Source organism: Bradyrhizobium sp. MOS002 (assembly GCF_003020115.1).
Taxonomy (GTDB): domain Bacteria; phylum Pseudomonadota; class Alphaproteobacteria; order Rhizobiales; family Xanthobacteraceae; genus Bradyrhizobium.
The window spans coordinates 1-19,356 of record NZ_PYFX01000008.1; the positions used below are offsets into that span (position 1 = coordinate 1).

The window sequence follows — 19,356 nt, forward strand, 5'->3', positions numbered from 1 at the left end:
GAAATCTTATCCGTGTTTCGTTCGATCCACCCAAAGGTTCCCTTTTGGCGATAACTATTATCTACACCGCCCCAATGCATTATCGTCCGCAAGATGGTGCAAACGTCGCTATTGGAATCACGTTGGATAGCGGACTGCAAATCGGCGGCCAATCGATCAAACTCGGCCTTGTTCTCGGTAAAGTGTTTTCCGTGCCACGTATATTTGGATGCCGCATCCGCCAGGCCAGCTACCGACCACTTACCGTCAACCGTTCGGGACCAAGCCAGCGATTTTCCTCTGGAGGGAACGGAAAGGGAATGCTGACGGTTTCCTCCCCATTCATGGGCAAGAAACTGGCAAAATTAGCGTATCTGCCCATGATTACAAGGTGCGTGTTTCTCCCGCTGTCCATACCGGGTTAGTGTAGATGCGAGCGGCCGCGAGGGCGCGGCGCACGCGCCCGCCAACACTGGCAACGGTTCTGCCATGATACTGCAACCGCGTTATCTTGCGTGAGTGACGTTTTTGCAGATGAGGTCCGACAGCCGAACCACAAGCTCGCGAAGTCGGGTATGCTCCTCAAGAAGCGAGCGAACGTCGTCGGTGTGTTCGTCATCCCGAAGCGAAGCATCATCCTCTCGAAGGGCATTCTCAAGTGGCGAGAGCGAGTCGTCGGTGGGTTCGGCAACCCAAAGCGACGGCTTAGCGAGGTGGACTTGTTTGTCGTGCGACGGATGATCTGTTTCCATAATTGATCCTCCAATCAATTGCCGGATGCACCCCTCAGTTTTCCAAAGTGAGTTGAGTCGAGAGTCGAAATTGAGTCTAAAAATCGAAAGGGTTTGGGCACGTCGCAATCGTGCCGCGTTCGCGCCGAGAAATCTCCGCCCCGACGGTTCTCCGGTTTTATCGAAGGGAGTGACAGAACGAGCGGTCTTTGTACGGCGTACACCCGAACCAGACCTTTGCACCGCCTCCGACGCATTAACCACCTGTTAACCAAGACCGCCGATCCTTAACTATTCAGTAAGAACGACGAGTCGGCGACAATGGACCCGATTGCCAAGGCCACACGTCAATCGTTCCGGATGCGAGGCCGTTCCTTTGTCACGCTCGCCTTATGCCCAGTCGTTCCGATCGCGGGCTGGCTCGAAGAAATAGATGTAACTCTTGCCCGCTCGCCCGATTTTTTTGCTGGCAAGCCGGTGACGCTCGATTTGTCCCCGCTTGACCTTAGCCAATCGGCTATCGCCCACCTCATCAAAAGCCTGGAGCAACGAAACATCCGCATCCTCGGCATTGAGGGCGTGGACGCCGCTCAGCTCACGACGAGCATGCCGCCTTTACTGACGGGTGGACGACCATGCCTGCTCGCCCAGAACGAACCGAAGAAGCCTGAGCCTAAACCAAAGCCAATTTCGCTGTTGCTCGACAGTCCAGTGCGCTCTGGTCAATCGATCGTTAGCGAGGGCGACGTGACTGTGCTGGGTTCGGTCGCTTCTGGGGCAGAGATCGTCGCCGGCGGGTCTATCCATGTTTACGGAGCGCTTCGCGGCCGTGCGATGGCGGGTTCCAGCGGCAACGCCACAGCACGGATCTTCTGTCAAAAGATTGAAGCCGAATTGCTGGCCATCAACGGCTACTACCAGACCGCGGAAGAAATAGACGTCGCCCTGCGCCATCGTCCGGCACAGGCGTGGTTGGAAGGCACCACTATGAAGATCACACCGCTAAGCTAATTCGGTAGGGAGATAACAATGGCGAAAGTTCTGGTCGTGACGTCTGGCAAGGGCGGCGTCGGTAAGACGACCTCAACAGCTGCGCTCGGGGCGGCGCTGGCGCAAATGGGAGAAAAAGTCGTCGTCATCGACTTTGACGTCGGTCTGCGGAATCTCGATCTTGTAATGGGGGCGGAACGCCGCGTCGTGTTTGACCTCATTAATGTTGTGCAGGGCGTTGCAAAGCTTCAGCAGGCACTCATTCGCGATAAACGTCTGGAAAATCTGTGGTTGCTTCCTGCATCCCAGACCAGGGACAAGGATGCCCTGACCGACGAGGGGATTGGAAATGTTGTCGCTGACCTGCGCACCAAATTTGACTGGATTCTCTGCGACAGCCCGGCGGGTATCGAGCGGGGGGCGTTGCTCGCGATGCGCTATGCCGATGAGGCGGTCATCGTAACAAATCCAGAAGTTTCATCGGTGCGCGACTCCGACCGTATCATTGGGATGCTTGATTCAAAGACACTCAAGGCCGAGCGCGGCGAACGAGTAGAGAAATATATACTGATTACCCGATATGATTCAGCGCGCGCATCACGTGGCGAAATGCTCGGGATCGACGATATTCTTGAAATTCTCGCGACGCCGCTGCTCGGAATCATTCCGGAGAGCCAGGAAGTTCTATTAGCGTCGAACGTTGGGTCCCCGGTTACTCTGAACAACGCCGCCAGTGCGCCGGCCCGAGCTTACACAGACGCGGTGCGTCGTCTGATGGGTGAGACTGTCACGATGACCGTACCCGTCGAACGCAAAAGCTTGATGAATCGATTACTCGGACGGAGGGCCGCATGATCAATTTGCGACGGCTCATTGGTGGCCGTACTGCTTCCGCGCCTGTTGCACGGGAACGGTTGCAGATCCTTTTGGCGCACGAACGCGGTTTGCGCGGCGAGCCTGATTTGCTGGGAGTGCTTCGGGCAGAGATCCTTGCGGTGGTATCGCGGCATATCGTGGTGGATCCGGAAAAGGTCACCGTCAAGATGGACAGGAGCAAGCATGTTTCGACGCTTGAAGTCGATATTGAGGTGCCTGAGGGTGTCCAGAGGTCGTTTGCGGTCGCGACATGATCGCCGAAAGCGACATCCCTTAAACGGTGTTCAGCTCAGAACGAACATAAACGGCGAAGGCCCTTGCAATCGCTCAATTCAGGGATCGTGTAGCCAGTAACCTATGTTTGGCCTGGGGTTGTCGATCAGTCATCGCTGCCGACCGCCGGATAGTTCGTTATAGGAGAGCAGCCGATGTCCGTTGAGATCCTGACTTATGCCGCGCTAGGTGCCCGCCTGAACATCTCGCAAAAGGCTGCTCGTTCGCTTACCCGGCGACTGAAGCTACCGCGCGCATTTTCGGATGGCGGCAAAGCACTTGTGAGCGTCGATTTCGCTGAAATACCGCATAAGTCCCGGCCACCACGGAGTCGGCCGAGCAGCAGTGCCTTAGTAGCAGCAAAGATTGAGGCGTTGAAGGCCAAAGTCGCGCGGCTCGAAATAACGGCGGCCGATCACAAAGCAGATTTGGAGTGCGAACGCGAGCGCGCCGATCGCCTGGCGGCTGAGCTGCTTCAGGCGGCTGCTGAATCTACGACGGCACTGGAGATGATCGCACGGCTTGAAGATGAGGTGTCGGCTCTGCGGGCCAGTTGCCAAACTGGCAGCTTGGTCGACGGCCACGGACAAGCTACGCGCCGGCTGGGACATCTAGCCGCTAGCATAGTGCAAGCAGACCGCAAGGCATGCAGATAGCAAATCGTGCTTCGTTCTTCGAGCACCGGGAGGTAAACATGACCAACATCACAGATATTCGCGAGATGAAGGCGCGCATTGTCGTGTTTGGGGTCGGCGGCGCCGGCGGTAACGCCATCAACAATATGATCGCGGCCGGTCTGCAAGGCGTCGACTTCATCGTCGCCAATACCGACGCACAGGCGCTCACCATGTCGATGGCCACGCGCGTCATCCAGATGGGCACTCAGGTAACCGGAGGCCTTGGCGCTGGCTCACGGCCCGAACTGGGGCGCGCCGCAGCGGAAGAAGCAATCGACGAGATCCGCGATCATTTGACCGGCGCACACATGGTATTTGTTACTGCTGGCATGGGCGGCGGTACCGGTACCGGGGCAGCGCCCATTATCGCCAAGACCGCACGCGAGCTTGGCATTCTTACCATCGGTGTAGTCACCAAGCCATTCCACTTCGAGGGCCAGCGCCGGATGCGTTTTGCCGAAGCCGGTATCGCGGAATTGCTAAAGGTCGTGGACACCCTGCTGATCATCCCGAACCAAAACCTGTTTCGGGTGGCCAACGAGAAGACGACTTTCACAAATGCATTCGCTTTGGCCGATCAGGTGCTTTATTCGGGTGTGGCTTGCATCAGCGACCTTATCGTCAAGGAAGGTCTGATCAATCTCGATTTTGCCGACGTTCTCGCCATAATGCGCGAGAAGGGCAAAGCGATGATGGGCAGAGGCGAGGCTTCCGGCGAGAAGCGCGTGCTCAACGCTGCTGTGGCCGCGATCTCCAATCCATTGATCGAGAATCCCTCGATCAAGCGCGCCAGTGGCCTCATAATCTCGATCACCGGCGGCAAGGACCTGTCGTTGTTCGAGGTCGACGAAGCCGCTACCCGCATTCGCGAAGAAGCCGACTCGGACGCCAACATCATCGTCGGCGCGTGTTTTGATGAAAGCCTCGAAGGCATGGTCCGCGTTTCGGTGGTGGCGACCGGCATCGATAATCCCGATCCGGCTTGCCCGACGCAACCAGCAGAAAGCTTGCTCACAGAACTCGCCGGCAGGTTACGCAACGTCAGCCGTCACATCGCCGGCGGCCTCGAGCGTAATGCCCCCCCGCCGTCGCAGTTAGCGAATCCGCCGGCTGTCCCAGCGGCCCGCCAGCCCCCGCGGCGGCCGGCAGACCCGAATCCGGAATATGCCCGCCATGTGGCTCCGTAGGGCCTCGATCCGCACAGCCGCCCCTCTCCTGCGCAAAATTTCATTGACGAAGACGTTCTCAACGTTCCGGCCTTCCTGCGCCGCAGGGCCAGCTGAGCGGACGCGGCTTGAGGCTGTCCGAAAGCATCGCCGCGATCTGAAGGGCTGTGGCGCTAGAAAGTTTGCTCGTTGCATTTGGAATCCCGTTTGACTCGCCTTGATGATACGCTGCACCCAGGATAACAGCCAATGCGATCATAGCTATTATGATCGCCGCGATTGCCACGCAAAGTGTATCTCGCGATTGATCATTAGCTCCGCGCTCGTTGGGGCGAGGCGGCCTGACTTCGTCCGTGATGACTGTTTGCTTTGGGAGGTGAGCCAGGTGCGCGGGTTTGCTGCCGTACGCCTCAATATCGCAAGAGAATTGTTGCGTTAGGTCTGGCATCGTAAGGACAATTTCACTGCGTGGAGCAGGCTATCAAGTGCATTCGGACCACACGGCTTGACCTCGACGACCACCTTGGATGGTTTAAGTTTTGGAGCTTTGTTGGCGTTTGTGCGCTTCGGCCGAGGTTTGTCAGGATGACCTGTGTATTTCGGCTTAGGTTTCAGCTTTTTTACGACATCCATTCTATCGTTGGCATCCAGACCAACGGTGCTCGAATCTCTGGAAACTAGAGTTGTCATAGTCACGTCCGCTGGCAGTGCTGCTGGTTCAACGGGCGAGGCCGGCTGAGGCGATGCTTCATCCAGCAAATGGTAGATTTCAATTCGATCAGCGGCCTCTAAGGTGTCAGGTGCCACACTTACGTCGACTGTGAGTTGGTCGATCGGATCTGGCGCATTTGTTTTCGTGGGCGATGGTGTCCCCAACTCCATGACCGTAAGTGCGCTCACGCTGACAACGATGAGACACATTCTCATCGTTGATCTTACTCTTCTGAAATGAAGATGCTTGAGGCCGCCAAACCCTGCAATTTCGTTTGTGGATTCTCTTTCCCTGCGGACTATGATTCTGTGGGTGCATCGGAGGGCGATGCGACCGAAGAAGCACAGGACGACGGGATGGAACGATCTGTTCCGGGCGCGGCTGGACCAGATCATCAATCTGAAGCACGAGTTGGTTCAGCTCGCCGGCAAGATCGATTGGGACTGGATCGACGGCGAGGTCGCGCCGCTCTACAGCGAGAACGGCCCGCCGGGGATCGAGACCCGCTTCATGATCGGGCTGTTGTTGCTCAAGCACACTTAGGGGCTGTCCGATGAGGGCGTTTGCGCGCGCTGGGTTCACGACCCGTATTTCCAGTTCTTCACCGGGGAAGAGTTCTTTCAGCATGCCTTGCCGCACGAGCGCTCGGACCTGAGCCATTGGCGCAAGCGGCTCGGCGACAAGTTGGAGCTGCTGCTGCGGCGCGTTACGCGGCCAAGACTTCAAGCGCGTCACCGTCGACACCACGGTGCAGCCGAAGGCCATCACCTTTCCGAGCGATGCCAAGCTGCTTCATGCGGCGATCAAGGGGCTCAACCCATCATCCGCGACATCCGCCGCAGGATCGAGGGCCAGCCGGCACTGGAGGAGGCATTCGCCCTCCCGCTTGGCCGGGCCTCGCAGATCCGCTCGCAGTAACAGCGCCAGCGCGGCTGGAAGCTTTATTCCTTCCATGCCCCAGAGGTGCAATGCATCGGCAAAGGCAAGGCCGCCGCCCCTTACGAGTTCGGCGTGAAGGCCTCCATCGTCACCAACCATCGCCGAGCTCCCGGCGGCCTGTTCCTACTGCATGCCAGCTCGCTGCCCGAAAATCCCTACGACGGTCACACCTTGCGGAACGTCATCGACCGGACCGAGACGCTCACCGGATGTCCGATCGAGCGGGCCTATGTCGACAAGGGATACCGCGGCCACAATGCTCAAAATCCACGTCGCGTCTTCATCTCCGGCCAAAAGCGCGTCCGGCCAAAAGCGCGGCGTCTTCGGCGTCATCAAGCGCGAGCTGCGCCGCCGCTCTGCCATCGAGCCCATCATCGGCCACATGAAGACCGAAGGTCACCTCGGCCGCTGCTCCCTCGAAGCGTCAAGTGGCGCAATGTAGCCAACGGACGCACGCTAACGTTGCCCAGGGGGCCGCTCTATAACGCCCCGATCTTCGCGCAGATGGCATAGAGGATCATAAAAATCGGCAACGTGCCGAAGAACCACATTGCAGGCCGGTCCCTCTCCAGCCGGGCGAACTCGCGGTTTGGGTCCGTCTCTAGCGCCGAGGGCGTGGAATCCCTCTTGTTGTGGCCCAGTCTCGCGGCGCGACGTAGCAGCCCTCGAACTTCTGTCTCGGTTTTGGGGGATTTCACCTCAGTCATCTCTTTTTTGCCTTCAGCCCGATCTCGACTTTCCCACGCGCCAAGTTCAGAGAAAATCCCGAAGCCGCGCGAGTTCAGCGACGATTTGTCCCGACAAGACATCGGCTATTAACGGCGCCTGAGGCTCCGAATGAATCTCGTAAAGATGCCGTTGGTGGGCCGGCTTAGCCATGAATGCCCGGATGCATTCATCCAGGGCGCCCTCGACCAATAAATACGGTCCGGTAGCGCTGGCGCGCCTGTGGTTGTCGAGTGATGCCCATTTCGGAAGGACAGCCGGCGCATCGAAACTGACGTGAGGATGGTCAGTTAAGCGTTCGTCGCTGTCCGTCATTTCCCCTTCGCCTTCAGGCCCCGATCGATCGTATTGTTGCTCTTAGCACCCACGACAAACTCTCTTCAGCTTTGCGTCCAGTTTTGCGTTTTCAACCGCCAGCGCGTCGACGATCGATCCTTGATTACGGGGAGCACCAGGGGCCGCCGCCTGCTTCTGCTTGGTCGCCACAGGCTTTGCAGGCGATGGTGGCGTAACCCGGTCATAACAAGCCAATCGTTCACGAGCCTTCGGTATCGTTGAGCATTCGGGTGTCTGGGCGACTGCGCCGTGGCAGCTCACAAAAATTAATGCGGTTAGCACCAAAAACTTCATTTTTAAACTCCAGCAAGGTTCGTCGCAGTGCTCAGTCTGGTTTCGCCTTCAGCCCGATCTCGACCAAGCGTTTGATGCCAATCATTTAGTGCAACGATTCTGAAGGACGATCATGACCGAAGCTATGGATGCCTTCCGTCTCAAGCGTTCGGTAAAATTCGTCGCGAGCGTCTTCATCGGTTGCAAACAAGTCTTCCCACACCGTCGAACCGCCTTCGCTATCAACAACCTCAAGCGACCAGCCTTCAGTACCGCCCTTCAGTCGATAGATTTGGAGCGTTACCGTGGTTCCGTCGCGGCGGACCTCTTCGCAGAACTGGGAATACTCAATCTCGGGGTCATCATCGATGTTCATGGAGTTCTACCCTCGCTTCGCCCAGCCCCAACTCCACTTCCGGCGAATGGCTTCGGAGCGAATGGCTTGTCGGTTGTTTCCCCCGCGCTCAGCGCTTCGTGGGAATAATCGCCCTCAATGCTGCGTCGCCCGCAGGGGTAATGCAATAGGTGCTGCCGTCAGGTTGCTTCTCGATCCAGCCCTTCCTCAACATTCCGGCAATAATCTGCTTACCTGCTGGATACAAATGTTCTGCCCGAAGACCCTTGGTCAGGCTCATCTTTTGTAAGGAGGCGCGCTCTATGGCATGCGGAATGTGACTAGGCCGCGCCGGCATTCATGTCTCCTTCGCCTTCAGCCGATCTCGACAAGCCGACGGTAGCGCAATTCTGTGTTCAGTGTGATGCCTCAGCGCGGGCGCGAATGATTTCTGAGAGGAGTAGCTTAGCCGTCATTTCGGGCAAGGAGCCCCCAACATGGGTTGCTTTGCTTCCGAATGCCGATTGCACGTACACGACGGAGTTCTGGACGAAATACGTCCCATAGTGTGCAACACCGTCGATTGCGACCGTGAGGGTTTTAAGCACGGCAGGCCGGTCCATTTGCAGCCTCGTTTCTATAAAAGCTGAAAATTAGTGCGATAGAGTGCATGATTCGCGGGGGCCTAGAAAGCTCAACCGGTGCTGCCCGTGTCCATCCTAGAGCCGTAAACCGCCATCGTGGCGGCGCAAGCGCATGCGATACGATCCTGTCCGGACTTTGGCCCTGGGGCCGTCGTTATGTTCGGCGGATGGAGGTGTACGGTCATTCCTTGCCAAGTCGGTATCTGGGGGGCGCGGTACACGCGGCATTGGCGCAGGATTTTTCGTAGCTTGCTTGTTCCGGCTAAAGACAAGACCAAGGAAACCTGACACCACGAAAATAGCCCCGACGATCATCAGCCAATGCGGCAATTGGACCGACGAAAGCCCGTCCATCTATTTCCCCGTCGCCTTCGTGGCTGACGATGACGCTGTTGCAGGACTCAGCCGTTCGCTAAGCTGCGCGCGCAACCATTTGACAGACCCGGGGCCTAGATTTGGGATGCTAGCGAAGGTTTTATCGGTGGTTTGTCGGAGATCGCCTATCGTTTTCAGTCCGGCAAATTTTGCTGCATTTCGGATTCGAGTGGGCAAGCGCACCATCTCAACTAGAGTGTCGTCCGGCAGGTCAGATCCGAGGTCAAACATCATTTCTCTTCGGCTTCGTCTGATCGACACGAGCGTGTCGCCCCCTCTGTTTCAGGACGATTTCGCCGAGGATGCAAAATGGCTTCGTGCGGGTGGTGAAGGGGGGCGGTTCACGCTGCCGGATTTAACTATAGGTTAACCATCCGTCGACAGAATGAGCGTGTCCTTTCTGGGACTCGCAATCGAAAGAGGCCGTCGCTGTCCCTGTCCACTCGCAGCGGCCGCTTTTTCATGCCCATGAGTAGCTGGGCTGACAAGCTTTCACGCCGGCGGGTTTCTCACCGTGCCCCTTCGGGCAGCGTCCGACTCACGTATGTTCGGTTCGCTGTACTTTCGATGGTGGGGGCGCCTATGGGCGACACCTTGGATCGAGATGTGCATGCGTTGAAGCAATTTCCTGATAAGGCGTGGCACTATCTGGCGTCACCGTTATTGTCGCGATTTCAGCGGCAAAAAATGCGAAATCAGATGAGGCTGACGGAGGAAACTCTGCGCATCGTTCTCAAGAAGGTTGCTGCCCGCGATCGCGCGCTAGTTCAAATCTTCAACGTGCGTCACAAACTCCGTTCGCCACCAACTCTGCGACTGCTGAGTTTCGACGGATAGGCAAACGCTGGTCGGCCCGCTCTGCTTGCGGGCCTACCGTCGGGTCAGGTCAATCCTCAGAATTTGAAAATCATTTGAGAACGGCAATTTACCTCACTGAAAATCGGTGAAAACCTAGGCTAGCGCCGTTCTCACCGACTAATACAGTAGGTAGGAGTGGCTTTGCTTAAGCGCTTTGTCGCAGACGAAAATGGTGCAAGTGCGATTGAATACGGCCTGATTGCAGCCGGCATTGCACTTGCCATCATCACCGTTGTTAACAACCTCGGTAGTACGATGAACGACAAGTTCGGGTCGATCAGCAGCTCATTGAAATAACCGACGGCTGTCCGAAACGAGGCGCCCGCGACGCTGGCTCTACTCCCAGGGATCAACCGCTCACAGCAGTCGCGCGTCCTTTTGAAATGCTGCACGTGTCGCTGCGCTGGCCAATTTGGCCCGCCGGTTCACCCGGGCGGGCTTTTCTAGCCCAGGCAGCCGTGGCAGTGGCTATTCCTTCGACCGCGCAGCCTTCTTGGCGATCTCGGTGTGCCGTGCCGGCGCCCGTGAGGTCGTGTGGGCCCGTTCTTCCTTTACCAGATAAGTGTTATCAACTGGACTCGGTTGCTGCCCCGTCACACCGTCTATGATCGACTTGGCTAGCTCGTTCGGATCTGGGGGACCTTTGGGGGGATGGTCTGTCATTGGAGTAGCCCCGAAGCCTTAGAGTCAGGCTTAGCTAAACGCGATAGCGAGCAAGCCTGAGCACAACACCACAAGGCCGGTCGCGATTAGCGCGAGAAATCCATCGGACACGAAGTCATGAGTACGCATGATACACCTCCCGTCGTTCAAGGGAGGCTGGTCCGAATTTGTTAAGAATTTCGGAATCGGCTTTTTGCCAGCGAGTCACGCGGGTTGTCGCCGTGAAGCTCCAACATGTCGAAGGCGAACAGCACCACCGCATCGCTGCGCCGGCGCCTGCTGCGCAGGGCATCGAAGTCCGGCGTCCCGTCTTCGCGCTTAACCACCGCCTCGCCGTCGATCAGGAACGATGCGGTCTTGAGGCGGCGTGCAGCGTCAACGATGATCGGTCGGCCCAGTCGTGACCGTTGCGCGTGAAGCAACGAATATGCTGACCATCGCGGAAGCGATCACCTTGCGGGTGGGTCCGCCTTGCGCTTCGAGCTTGTCAACGTAGCTCGGGTGCAAACGAGGTGCTGCGCCAGCACCGACGCCCTGGCCTCGCAGGGCATGCACAGCCACTGCGTTCCTTGCATCCTGAGATCGCGCCGGCGGCACTACGAGAAAGATCAAGCGTAACCCCGCGCGTGAATGGGCCGCGGTTATTAATCACCACGGTAACAGATTTCCCGTTCTGAGGGTTCGTCGCGATCCGAAAGGCAGCGTACGGTGCGCAGCTGTGTGCCCACCGGAATCGAAGGTCTCGCCAGTCGCTGTCCGCCCTCCCTAGGCATGGAAGGTCGCGACCACATGCTGCCCCGCGCAAGTTCCGAGCGGTTTGGGATGCGCGAAGAACCAGGCGAAGCCCCGCTATGAGCCTGCGTGGACGACCTGGTTAGCCACGCTAGAGCCAATCAAAAGATGAAAAAAGGTGGACGCATTTCCCCTTCCGCCTGCGCCCCTACACTATACGGCACCAACGGTCATGTCACGGCTGGCTCAGCACACCGTGCAGAACGACGGCCCAATTGAACACAGTGCACTGACGCTACGCCGTGGATGGCAGCTCAAAATTGGACCTTTGCGGCGAACAAAATCATTGAACGCGAACGAGTTACTCGCGATGGTAGCTGCGCGCAACTTCTGCGGGGCGACGAAAGCTATTGGGTAAGGGGCGGTGCCAATGTTTGGCTGGTTCAAATCCGAGCGGCGTGAGTGCCGGAAGAAAGTTAAACAAGATCGTAAACATCTAGAAGAAAAGACGCGGCGCTTCTTGAAAAGCTACTTAGATGCCGATCAAACACGAAAGCCTCAATTCTATCGCGCCGTTGAGGACATCAGCAAGAAATGTCAGCCAGCCGAATTGATAGGCCAGCCTGAAAAGGACGACCGACGGTTTGCTGAAGCCACGTCTCAGGCAGCTTTGCAGATGGTCTTGGACCGCGTTGGGCGATTCAGCACTGACGACAAGGTTGATGACTTCGTCACAGATGCCTGCGCAACGGTGGCCATGGCTTACCACCATGCGGCTGGCGTCTACGTTGGGGACGAAAAAATGAAGAAACTAGGAACTGCTGCTGTTCACCTCTTAACGATGGCAACGTTATACATCCCCGCCGAGAAGGAATAGCGGTGCCATCCCTGCGGTTGCCGACAGCAATCCGGCCGTCCGTTTGATGGAACGGCGTTGATGGCTCTGTCCGGCGCTGCTGTCAGAAACGGTACGGCCCCAGTCGGAGAAGGACGGAGCCGTGGACTGAATTGTCCGCACACGAGTTTCCATTCTTATCGACGGCGCCGCGCCCGCTGTTTTGTCAATCCATGATACAACTCTGCAAAGCAACGGCGATGTACAAGGGTCCATTACGCGTCAGGAGTTGTCTACCAAGTCTACCAAGGGTCTCGCCGCAAATTTGCGAGTAGCCGAAATGTGGATCGGTGAAAAAGATCGCGGTAACGCCAGCGGAGATCTCGGACGTCGGAACCACTTGGCACGTCGACATCTTAGATTAGATAGCGGCGACGTAGACGTCGAGGTGGTCGCGGCGGATACAGGAGAATGTTAGCTCGTTGTCCGAAGTGATCGACTATGCGAGTTTGAGCACTAGCTTTTGTCAACTTATCCGCCCTTCCGTGGGGCAGAGCATGCCAAATAGTCCAAAAAGGCCGTGCATGGTTATCTTGAGGGGGCCGCTGCTTGCGTCAGCCATCGCCGTGGCGATCGTGCTGGGTGTTGTCGGGCCCACCTCGGCGCAGTTCTTCAACTTCGGTGGACAGCAGCGGCCGCTGCCACAGCGCGGTGCCGGTGGGTTCGGTGGACGCTGGTTTGGCAATGACGTGTTTGCGCCGTACCAACAGCGCGCGCCCCAGCCTCGTTGGGAGAGGCGGCAAACACCATCGCAAGTGCGCGAGGATTTTTCAAAGGCTCCGCCGCCCGAGAAACGTGACACGATCCCAGAGCGCTACATTCTGGTGATCGGTGACGCCATGGCGGACTGGCTAGCCTATGGTCTTGAAGATGCCTATGCCGAACAACCCAACATCGGCGTGATCCGAAGACATAGGACCGTCTCCGGCCTAATCAAATATCAACCGAAGGGGGACCCGACCGACTGGGCCGCCGCGGCCAAAGGCATTGTCGCCACCGAAAAAGCAGACGCCATTGTCGTCATGCTCGGTCTCGATGACCGTGTCGCAATCCGCGAACCGGCGACCGATAAATCCGACAACAAATCGTCGGACAAGAAGAGCGAGAAGGATGCTAAGGCCAAACCCGATGGCAAGCCTTCCGATGCAAAATCCGCCGTGAAACCTGATGCAGGCAGAAAGCTCGACGACAGGGCGGTGGATCCCGAATTATCGCCCGATGCCGCCGACAACAGCGATGCGCCGCCGGTCATCGCGTTGGAGAAAAGCACTCGCTCGCCCAACGGGCTCTATGAATTTCGTGAGGAACGCTGGGTTGAGCTCTACAAGAAAAAAATCGAAGAGATGATCGGCGTGCTTAAGTCCAAGGGTGTGCCGGTGCTGTGGGTAGGTCTGCCGATGGTATATGGCCCTAAGGCGAGCCGCGACACATTGTTCCTGGATTCGCTCTATCGCGATGTGGCCGGCAAGACCGGCGTCGCCTATGTCGATGTTTGGGACGGCTTCGTCGACGATGCCGGCCGTTTCTTGCAAAAGGGTCCGGACTTCGAAGGTCAGGTCCGACAGTTGCGCTCACCCGACGGCGTGTATTTTACCAAGGCCGGCGCGCGCAAGCTCGCACATTATGTCGAGCGCGAGGTCACGCGGCTGTTGGCCGCGCGTTCCGCGCCTATTGCGTTGCCGACCGAACCATCGACGCCCGACGCCAATGCGCTGCCAGGTCAGCCGGCGCGTCCGTTGGCCGGGCCGATCGTCCCCTTGGTGGCCCCTTCTGTCGGCACAGATCAATTGCAAGGCGGTCCAGGGTCGCGGCCGGTGACGATCGATGCGCAAGCCGCGCGGGTCTTGGTCAAAGGCGAGCCTTTGTCGGCACCAGCCGGTCGCGCCGACGATTTTGTCTGGCCGCGACGTGAAATTGGATACGAAGAGGCCAAGGGCGAGACGCCGGTGGCATCAACTTCGCTCGATGCCAAAACGCGAACGCCGACGGCGTACCTAAACCCGAAAAAGCATCGCCCCTAAATGGGATTGCCAACCGTTTCTCGACGGTTCCCATGGGACAACCGGGCAAACCGCGCCAGTTTGCCCGGCCGCTGCGCACATCATCGGCCCAGCAGTTGCCATTGATCTCGATGTGATGGCCGCAGCGACAGTCGCGGCAATAGATCAGGACGTCTCGGACGCTGGAGGCGCGCATCTCGCAGAAGGTGATCTTATGCGGATAAGTCGTCACGGTATCCGCCACGATTCTTCGACGCCCAACATTAGTCACTTCCGGTCGAGGAGCTGATGCAGGTGGTCGGTTCGCTGTTACGCCGACCTGCGCGTTCGTGCGATCCAGCGTCGGATGCCGCGGCGACGCTTGTGATCTTCCAGACGACGTGGCGGCGGCGGCGGGGGGGGTGGTGGGAACTCGCTGGCCGGTCGGTGCTCAATCAGCTCGTCGCGTGTAAGTTCTTCAGATGCGATCGCAGGCGGCCGCTCCACCGCCAAGAGCAATGCCCGGCCTGCATCTGTGATACGCCACTCGCCCGGCTCGCGCGCGATCAGCTTTTGGCCGAAGATGTCGAGGTCTGGTGCCCGCTCAGCCAGACGCTTCATGCGGGCCGTCCACTCTGATCCGCTGGTGTAGAATAGCGCCAGGTGCTGCTTGACGACGTCAAGACTGGCCCGGCCATCGGGCTGGCCGGCGAGGATCTTGAGTATCGACAGCTGAAAGCTCACGCCCGCCACCCGTACGCTACTACTGAAATATCAGCTAAAGTAGCGAGCGCATCCAGCGTGTGTCTAGCGACAATTTTTGGCACGAACTAAGCGCGTCTCGCCGAAGCCGATTTGCTGAGAGGTCATGGGCGGCGCCTAAACTTCTCCACAGGCCTCTATGGCGCTTAATATTTTTCGCACCAAGGCACTAACGCGAATCGCGACACAAATGTGAACAATCAGATAAATATGTGAACAAATTCAATGGGATAATTCCACAAAACACTTCCTCGCGCAGGGAAGGCCGAGTGATTGGCACCACCTGTATGCTGCTGTGCGGTTTTCCTGCGTGTGCTTTTCGCGCGGCGGACCGCGGGTGCCAGCCGGCACCCGGCCTTCCCTGTGCCCTCTTGGATTTGAGGGTGGAGTAACCAAGCAAAGCTCGGGCGAAATCAGCCGCGAGGATGCGAAACTGTGTCTGCAAGTTGAGTCTGCATTGGAGGAAGGCGATGCTGCACCTTGATCCGTCATTGCGAGCGCAGCGAAGCAATCCAGTCTGCCGCCGCGGAGCGATTCTGGATTGCTTCGCTGCGCTCGCAATGACGATGTGGAGAGAGTGTGCGTCACACTTCGCTCTGGCCCCCCGACGGGCGCAGCAACGCCCCTTGCAGCGCATGTGGGAGACGCGGCGGGCGAGGCTGAAAGCGCCGACTCACCTGGCGGGGCCTCGTTAGCGCGCCGAAATGAGGCGTCGGGCGCGTGCTGGAAAATCTGAAGTTGTGGATCGGCCCGCCCAGCGGGGTATCACAGTAAGCTCGTTCCGTGTCCTCTGGGCCACGATTGTGCCGTCCGTGCAACACTCGATACGGATTTAACCATCATCTCTGTCCGTTCGCATCGACGCCGCTTTTTGGCCACACCCGAACATGAATAAAATCACTCTAATGTTTTAGCGGCAGCGGTGGTCCCGGAAGGCGACGAGAAATCCCCAAGGTCGACTCAAAAGGTCGATTCAAAATCTTGGCTCTGATTTTTCGGGTCTGAAAGGGTTGGCCGGGGAAACTGGTTTGCGATGGACGCGAAGACCGACATCAAGAAGAGGCTGCCGAGCCGTCACGTGACGGAAGGCCCCGCGCGCGCGCCCCATCGCTCCTACCTCTACGCCATGGGTCTGACCACCGACCAGATCCACCAGCCCTTCGTCGGCGTCGCCTCGTGCTGGAACGAGGCCGCGCCCTGCAACATCTCCCTGATGCGCCAGGCGCAAGCGGTGAAGAAGGGCGTGGCGGCCGCCGGCGGCACGCCGCGGGAATTCTGCACCATCACCGTGACCGACGGCATCGCGATGGGCCATGACGGCATGCGCTCCTCGCTGCCGTCGCGCGAATGCATCGCCGATTCCGTCGAATTGACGATCCGCGGTCACGCCTATGACGCCCTGGTTGGTCTGGCCGGCTGCGACAAGTCGCTGCCGGGCATGATGATGGCGATGGTCCGCCTCAACGTGCCATCGATCTTCATCTATGGCGGCTCGATCCTGCCCGGCAATTTCCGCGGACAGCAGGTCACCGTGCAGGACATGTTCGAAGCCGTCGGCAAGCACTCGGTCGGCGCGATGTCGGACGAGGACCTCGACGAGATCGAGCGCGTGGCGTGCCCCTCGGCGGGCGCCTGCGGCGCGCAGTTCACCGCCAACACAATGGCGACCGTCTCCGAAGCGATCGGGCTGGCGCTGCCGTACTCGGCCGGTGCTCCGGCCCCCTATGAAATTCGCGACGCCTTCTGCATGACCGCGGGCGAGCAGGTCATGGAGCTGATCGCCCAAAACATTCGGCCCCGCGACATCGTCACCCTCAAGGCGCTGGAGAATGCCGCCGCCGTGGTCGCCGCGTCCGGGGGGTCGACCAATGCTGCACTGCACCTGCCGGCGATCGCGCACGAGGCCGGCATCAAGTTCGACCTGTTCGACGTTGCCGAAATCTTCAAAAAGACACCGTACGTCGCGGATTTGAAGCCGGGCGGCCGTTATGTCGCCAAAGACATGTTTGAAGTAGGTGGCATACCGCTTCTGATGAAGACGCTGCTCGACAACGGATTTCTCCACGGTGACTGCATTACCGTCACTGGTCGAACGATCGCCGAAAACCTCAAAAGCGTGAAGTGGAATCCGCACCAGGACGTGGTGCACCCGGCAGACAAGCCCATCACCGTCACCGGCGGTGTGGTCGGTCTGAAGGGCAATCTGGCGCCAGAAGGTGCGATCGTGAAAGTCGCGGGAATGTCCAACCTCAGGTTTACCGGTCCGGCCAGGTGCTTCGACCGTGAGGAGGATGCTTTCGAGGCCGTCCAGAAGCGCACCTACCGCGAAGGCGAAGTCATCGTGATCCGCTACGAGGGGCCCAAGGGCGGTCCCGGCATGCGGGAAATGCTCCAGACCACCGCGGCGCTGACCGGCCAGGGCATGGGCGGCAAGATCGCGCTCATCACCGACGGCCGCTTCTCCGGCGCCACCCGCGGCTTCTGCATCGGCCATGTCGGGCCGGAAGCCGCCATCGGCGGCCCGATCGGGCTGCTCGAGGACGGCGATATTATCGAGATCGACGCGGTCGCCGGTACCCTTAACGTAAAATTGAGCGACCAGGAGCTTGCCCAGCGCAAGACCAAATGGACCGCTCGCGCGACTAACCACACGACGGGCGCGCTCTGGAAATATGCTCAGCAGGTTGGACCAGCGGTCGGTGGGGCAGTAACCCATCCGGGCGGCGCGCACGAGAAACAGTGCTATGCGGACATCTAGGCGTACCATCGTTGCGTTTGTGTTGGGGGCTACCGCGCTGGCCGCGCCGGCGCTCGCCTTCGACGGCGCCCCCGTCAGCCAGAGGGATGCGACCATCCCGGTGGTCACGACATTGCCGGGTGCAGCGGGCAAGGTCCGCAATGTACCGCCGGCGGTCGTGACCCAGGAAACCTCGCTCAGCGCCCTGCAATATGCCGCGGAGGGTGGCCACCCCATCGCGCAGTGGAAGCTCGGCCGCATGTACGCCAATGGCGACGGCGTCGCCCAGGACGATGTGCGCGCGTTCGAGTATTTCACCCGCATCGCCAACGCGCATGCCGAGGATAGCCCATCCGCGCCGCAGGCGCAGATCGTCGCCAACGCCTTTGTGGCGCTCGGCCGCTATTATCTCAGCGGCATCCCGAATTCGAAGGTCAAGCCGGACCAGGAGCGGGCGCGGGAGATGTTCTCCTATGCCGCGTCCTATTTCGGCAATGCGGATGCCCAATACGATCTCGCTCGCCTGTACCTGAAGACGCCGGACGCTTCGCGCGAGGATTTCCGCTACGGCGCGCGCTGGCTTGGGCTCGCCGCGCAGAAGGGCCAACACGAGGCCCAGGCGCTGCTTGGCCAGATGCTGTTCAACGGCGATCGCCTGCCGCGGCAGGCCGCGCGCGGCCTTATGTGGCTGACTCTGGCGCGTGACAGCGCAGGTAGCGACGAGACCTGGATCAAGGAAAACTACAACCGTGCCTTCGCAAAGGCCTCCGACGACGATCGCGCCATGTGCCTGCAGATGCTGGAGCAATGGGTGCAGGGTCGCCGGGAGTGATGGGTCGAGGCGGCCTCACGCCGCCTCAAGATCGAGATCCGCCCACACCGGCACGTGGTCCGACGGCTTCTCCCAGCTGCGCACATAGCTGTCGATGCCGACATTGGCGAGCCGGTCGCTGGCCTGTGGCGACAGCAGCAGATGGTCGATCCGCAGGCCGTGGTTCTTCTGCCAGGCGCCGGCCTGGTAATCCCAGAAGGTGTAGAGGCCGGGCTCGTCGGTGACGGCCCGAAGCGCATCGGTCAGGCCGAGGCCGAGCAGGGACTGAAAACTCTCCCGGGTCTCGGCCTTGAACAGGGCGTCCTCGGTCCAGGCGGCGGGATTATGGACGTCCCGGGCATGCGGGATGACGTTGAAGTCGCCTGCGAGGATCAGCGGCTCCTCGGTCTTGAGGCGTTCCTTCGAATACTTAAGAAGCCGCGACATCCATTTGAGCTTGTAGGGATATTTCTCGGTCCCAACCGGATTACCGTTGGGCAGATAGAGGCAGGCGATGCGCAGCACCCCGCGCTTCAGGGTGACCACGCCTTCGAGGAAGCGGGCATGCGCGTCCTCGTCGTCGCCGGCCAGCCCCGACTTGGTCTCGTCGAACCGGAGCTTCGAGAGCAGGGCGACGCCGTTGAAGGTCTTCTGCCCATGGGTGACCACGTTGTAGCCGAGCGCCTCGATCTCCAGCCGCGGGAAGGCCTCGTCGACGCATTTGATCTCCTGGAGGCAGACGATGTCCGGCTGGCACTCCTTCAGCCAGGTCAGCAGCAGGTCGATCCGCTGCCGGACCGAGTTCACGTTCCAGGTGGCAATTCTGATGGGCATATTGGCGGCTCCGGGCAGGGGCCATGGTTAGAACAAAATGCAAACGCGCCCGTC

20 protein-coding genes and 2 pseudogenes are annotated in these 19,356 nt (G+C 59.1%); 13 read left to right on the forward strand and 9 right to left on the reverse strand.

The annotated features are described in order from the left end of the window. The 7 genes and pseudogenes from C7G41_RS37415 to C7G41_RS23095 all read left to right on the forward strand — a co-directional run. Positions 1–404 (forward strand): hypothetical protein (locus C7G41_RS37415; RefSeq protein ID WP_158268026.1); only part of this gene is annotated, 404 nt, incomplete at its 5' end. Between the two features lie 627 nt (positions 405–1,031). Continuing rightward, positions 1,032–1,721: a septum site-determining protein MinC gene (minC, locus tag C7G41_RS23070; protein ID WP_106944687.1), complete on the forward strand. Its 690-nt coding sequence runs from the start codon at positions 1,032–1,034 to the stop codon at positions 1,719–1,721. A gap of 18 nt (positions 1,722–1,739) precedes the next feature. Continuing rightward, positions 1,740–2,555: a septum site-determining protein MinD gene (gene minD, locus C7G41_RS23075; RefSeq protein ID WP_106944688.1), complete on the forward strand. Its 816-nt coding sequence runs from the start codon at positions 1,740–1,742 to the stop codon at positions 2,553–2,555. Then, the gene (gene minE / locus C7G41_RS23080) at positions 2,552–2,830 is read left to right on the forward strand and encodes a cell division topological specificity factor MinE (RefSeq protein ID WP_106944689.1); all 279 of its coding nucleotides are present in this window, start codon (positions 2,552–2,554) and stop codon (positions 2,828–2,830) included. The genes minD and minE overlap by 4 nt, the downstream gene beginning before the upstream one ends. Before the next feature lie 174 nt (positions 2,831–3,004). Further along, positions 3,005–3,505 carry a hypothetical protein gene (locus C7G41_RS23085; protein WP_106944690.1) on the forward strand — a complete coding sequence of 167 codons (501 nt, stop codon included), beginning with the start codon at positions 3,005–3,007 and terminating at the stop codon, positions 3,503–3,505. Between the two features lie 38 nt (positions 3,506–3,543). Then, a pseudogene (ftsZ, locus tag C7G41_RS23090) lies at positions 3,544–4,677 on the forward strand (cell division protein FtsZ); the annotation flags it as partial. 1,054 nt (positions 4,678–5,731) lie between these two features. Then, a pseudogene (locus C7G41_RS23095) lies at positions 5,732–6,776 on the forward strand (transposase); the annotation flags it as partial. Positions 6,777–7,096: 320 nt separating this feature from the next. Here C7G41_RS23095 and C7G41_RS23105 read toward each other — a convergent pair. The 5 genes from C7G41_RS23105 to C7G41_RS39030 form a co-directional block, all read right to left on the reverse strand. Beyond that, entirely contained in the window at positions 7,097–7,384 is a 288-nt protein-coding gene (locus C7G41_RS23105) for a hypothetical protein (protein ID WP_106944692.1), read from the reverse strand. 42 nt (positions 7,385–7,426) lie between these two features. Beyond that, positions 7,427–7,699 carry a hypothetical protein gene (locus C7G41_RS36995; RefSeq protein WP_146159788.1) on the reverse strand — a complete coding sequence of 91 codons (273 nt, stop codon included), beginning with the start codon at positions 7,697–7,699 and terminating at the stop codon, positions 7,427–7,429. An 85-nt stretch (positions 7,700–7,784) separates the two neighbouring features. After that, the gene (locus C7G41_RS23110; protein ID WP_106944693.1) at positions 7,785–8,054 is read right to left on the reverse strand and encodes a hypothetical protein; all 270 of its coding nucleotides are present in this window, start codon (positions 8,052–8,054) and stop codon (positions 7,785–7,787) included. 88 nt (positions 8,055–8,142) lie between these two features. Continuing rightward, positions 8,143–8,370, reverse strand: coding sequence for a hypothetical protein (locus tag C7G41_RS23115; protein WP_106944694.1), 228 nt, complete (start codon positions 8,368–8,370; stop codon positions 8,143–8,145). 640 nt (positions 8,371–9,010) lie between these two features. Beyond that, positions 9,011–9,265: a DNA-directed RNA polymerase subunit alpha C-terminal domain-containing protein gene (locus C7G41_RS39030; protein WP_106944696.1), complete on the reverse strand. Its 255-nt coding sequence runs from the start codon at positions 9,263–9,265 to the stop codon at positions 9,011–9,013. A 348-nt stretch (positions 9,266–9,613) separates the two neighbouring features. Between C7G41_RS39030 and C7G41_RS37000 the strand changes: the two genes are divergently transcribed. Further along, positions 9,614–9,868, forward strand: a complete 255-nt coding sequence (locus C7G41_RS37000) for a hypothetical protein (RefSeq protein ID WP_146159789.1) — start codon at positions 9,614–9,616, stop codon at positions 9,866–9,868. 156 nt (positions 9,869–10,024) lie between these two features. Next, positions 10,025–10,186, forward strand: a complete 162-nt coding sequence (locus C7G41_RS23130; RefSeq protein ID WP_106944697.1) for a Flp family type IVb pilin — start codon at positions 10,025–10,027, stop codon at positions 10,184–10,186. Between the two features lie 536 nt (positions 10,187–10,722). Here C7G41_RS23130 and C7G41_RS23135 read toward each other — a convergent pair. Together C7G41_RS23135 and C7G41_RS23140 are read right to left on the reverse strand one after the other, a co-directional pair. After that, on the reverse strand, positions 10,723–10,974 hold the full coding sequence (locus tag C7G41_RS23135) for a hypothetical protein (RefSeq protein WP_106944698.1): 252 nt from the start codon (positions 10,972–10,974) through the stop codon (positions 10,723–10,725). 65 nt (positions 10,975–11,039) lie between these two features. Then, complete coding sequence (locus C7G41_RS23140; RefSeq protein ID WP_306768049.1) at positions 11,040–11,207, reverse strand: hypothetical protein; 168 nt, start codon at positions 11,205–11,207, stop codon at positions 11,040–11,042. A gap of 507 nt (positions 11,208–11,714) precedes the next feature. Between C7G41_RS23140 and C7G41_RS23145 the strand changes: the two genes are divergently transcribed. Continuing rightward, positions 11,715–12,161 (forward strand): hypothetical protein, encoded by a 447-nt coding sequence (locus C7G41_RS23145; protein WP_106944699.1) that lies wholly within the window; start codon positions 11,715–11,717, stop codon positions 12,159–12,161. Positions 12,162–12,676: 515 nt separating this feature from the next. Next, a complete protein-coding gene (locus tag C7G41_RS23150; RefSeq protein WP_106944700.1) occupies positions 12,677–14,200 on the forward strand; it encodes a DUF459 domain-containing protein in 1,524 nt (507 codons plus the stop codon). 288 nt (positions 14,201–14,488) lie between these two features. On the opposite strand, the gene C7G41_RS23155 is transcribed toward C7G41_RS23150, so the two are convergent. Next, a complete protein-coding gene (locus tag C7G41_RS23155; protein WP_106944871.1) occupies positions 14,489–14,902 on the reverse strand; it encodes a hypothetical protein in 414 nt (137 codons plus the stop codon). Positions 14,903–15,953: 1,051 nt separating this feature from the next. On the opposite strand from C7G41_RS23155, the gene ilvD reads away from it, so the two are divergent. After that, the gene (ilvD, locus tag C7G41_RS23165) at positions 15,954–17,678 is read left to right on the forward strand and encodes a dihydroxy-acid dehydratase (RefSeq protein ID WP_106944701.1); all 1,725 of its coding nucleotides are present in this window, start codon (positions 15,954–15,956) and stop codon (positions 17,676–17,678) included. Further along, complete coding sequence (locus C7G41_RS23170) at positions 17,665–18,489, forward strand: tetratricopeptide repeat protein (RefSeq protein WP_106944702.1); 825 nt, start codon at positions 17,665–17,667, stop codon at positions 18,487–18,489. The genes ilvD and C7G41_RS23170 overlap by 14 nt, the downstream gene beginning before the upstream one ends. A gap of 15 nt (positions 18,490–18,504) precedes the next feature. On the opposite strand, the gene xth is transcribed toward C7G41_RS23170, so the two are convergent. Beyond that, the gene (gene xth / locus C7G41_RS23175) at positions 18,505–19,302 is read right to left on the reverse strand and encodes an exodeoxyribonuclease III (RefSeq protein WP_106944703.1); all 798 of its coding nucleotides are present in this window, start codon (positions 19,300–19,302) and stop codon (positions 18,505–18,507) included. Between the last annotated feature and the right edge of the window lie 54 nt (positions 19,303–19,356).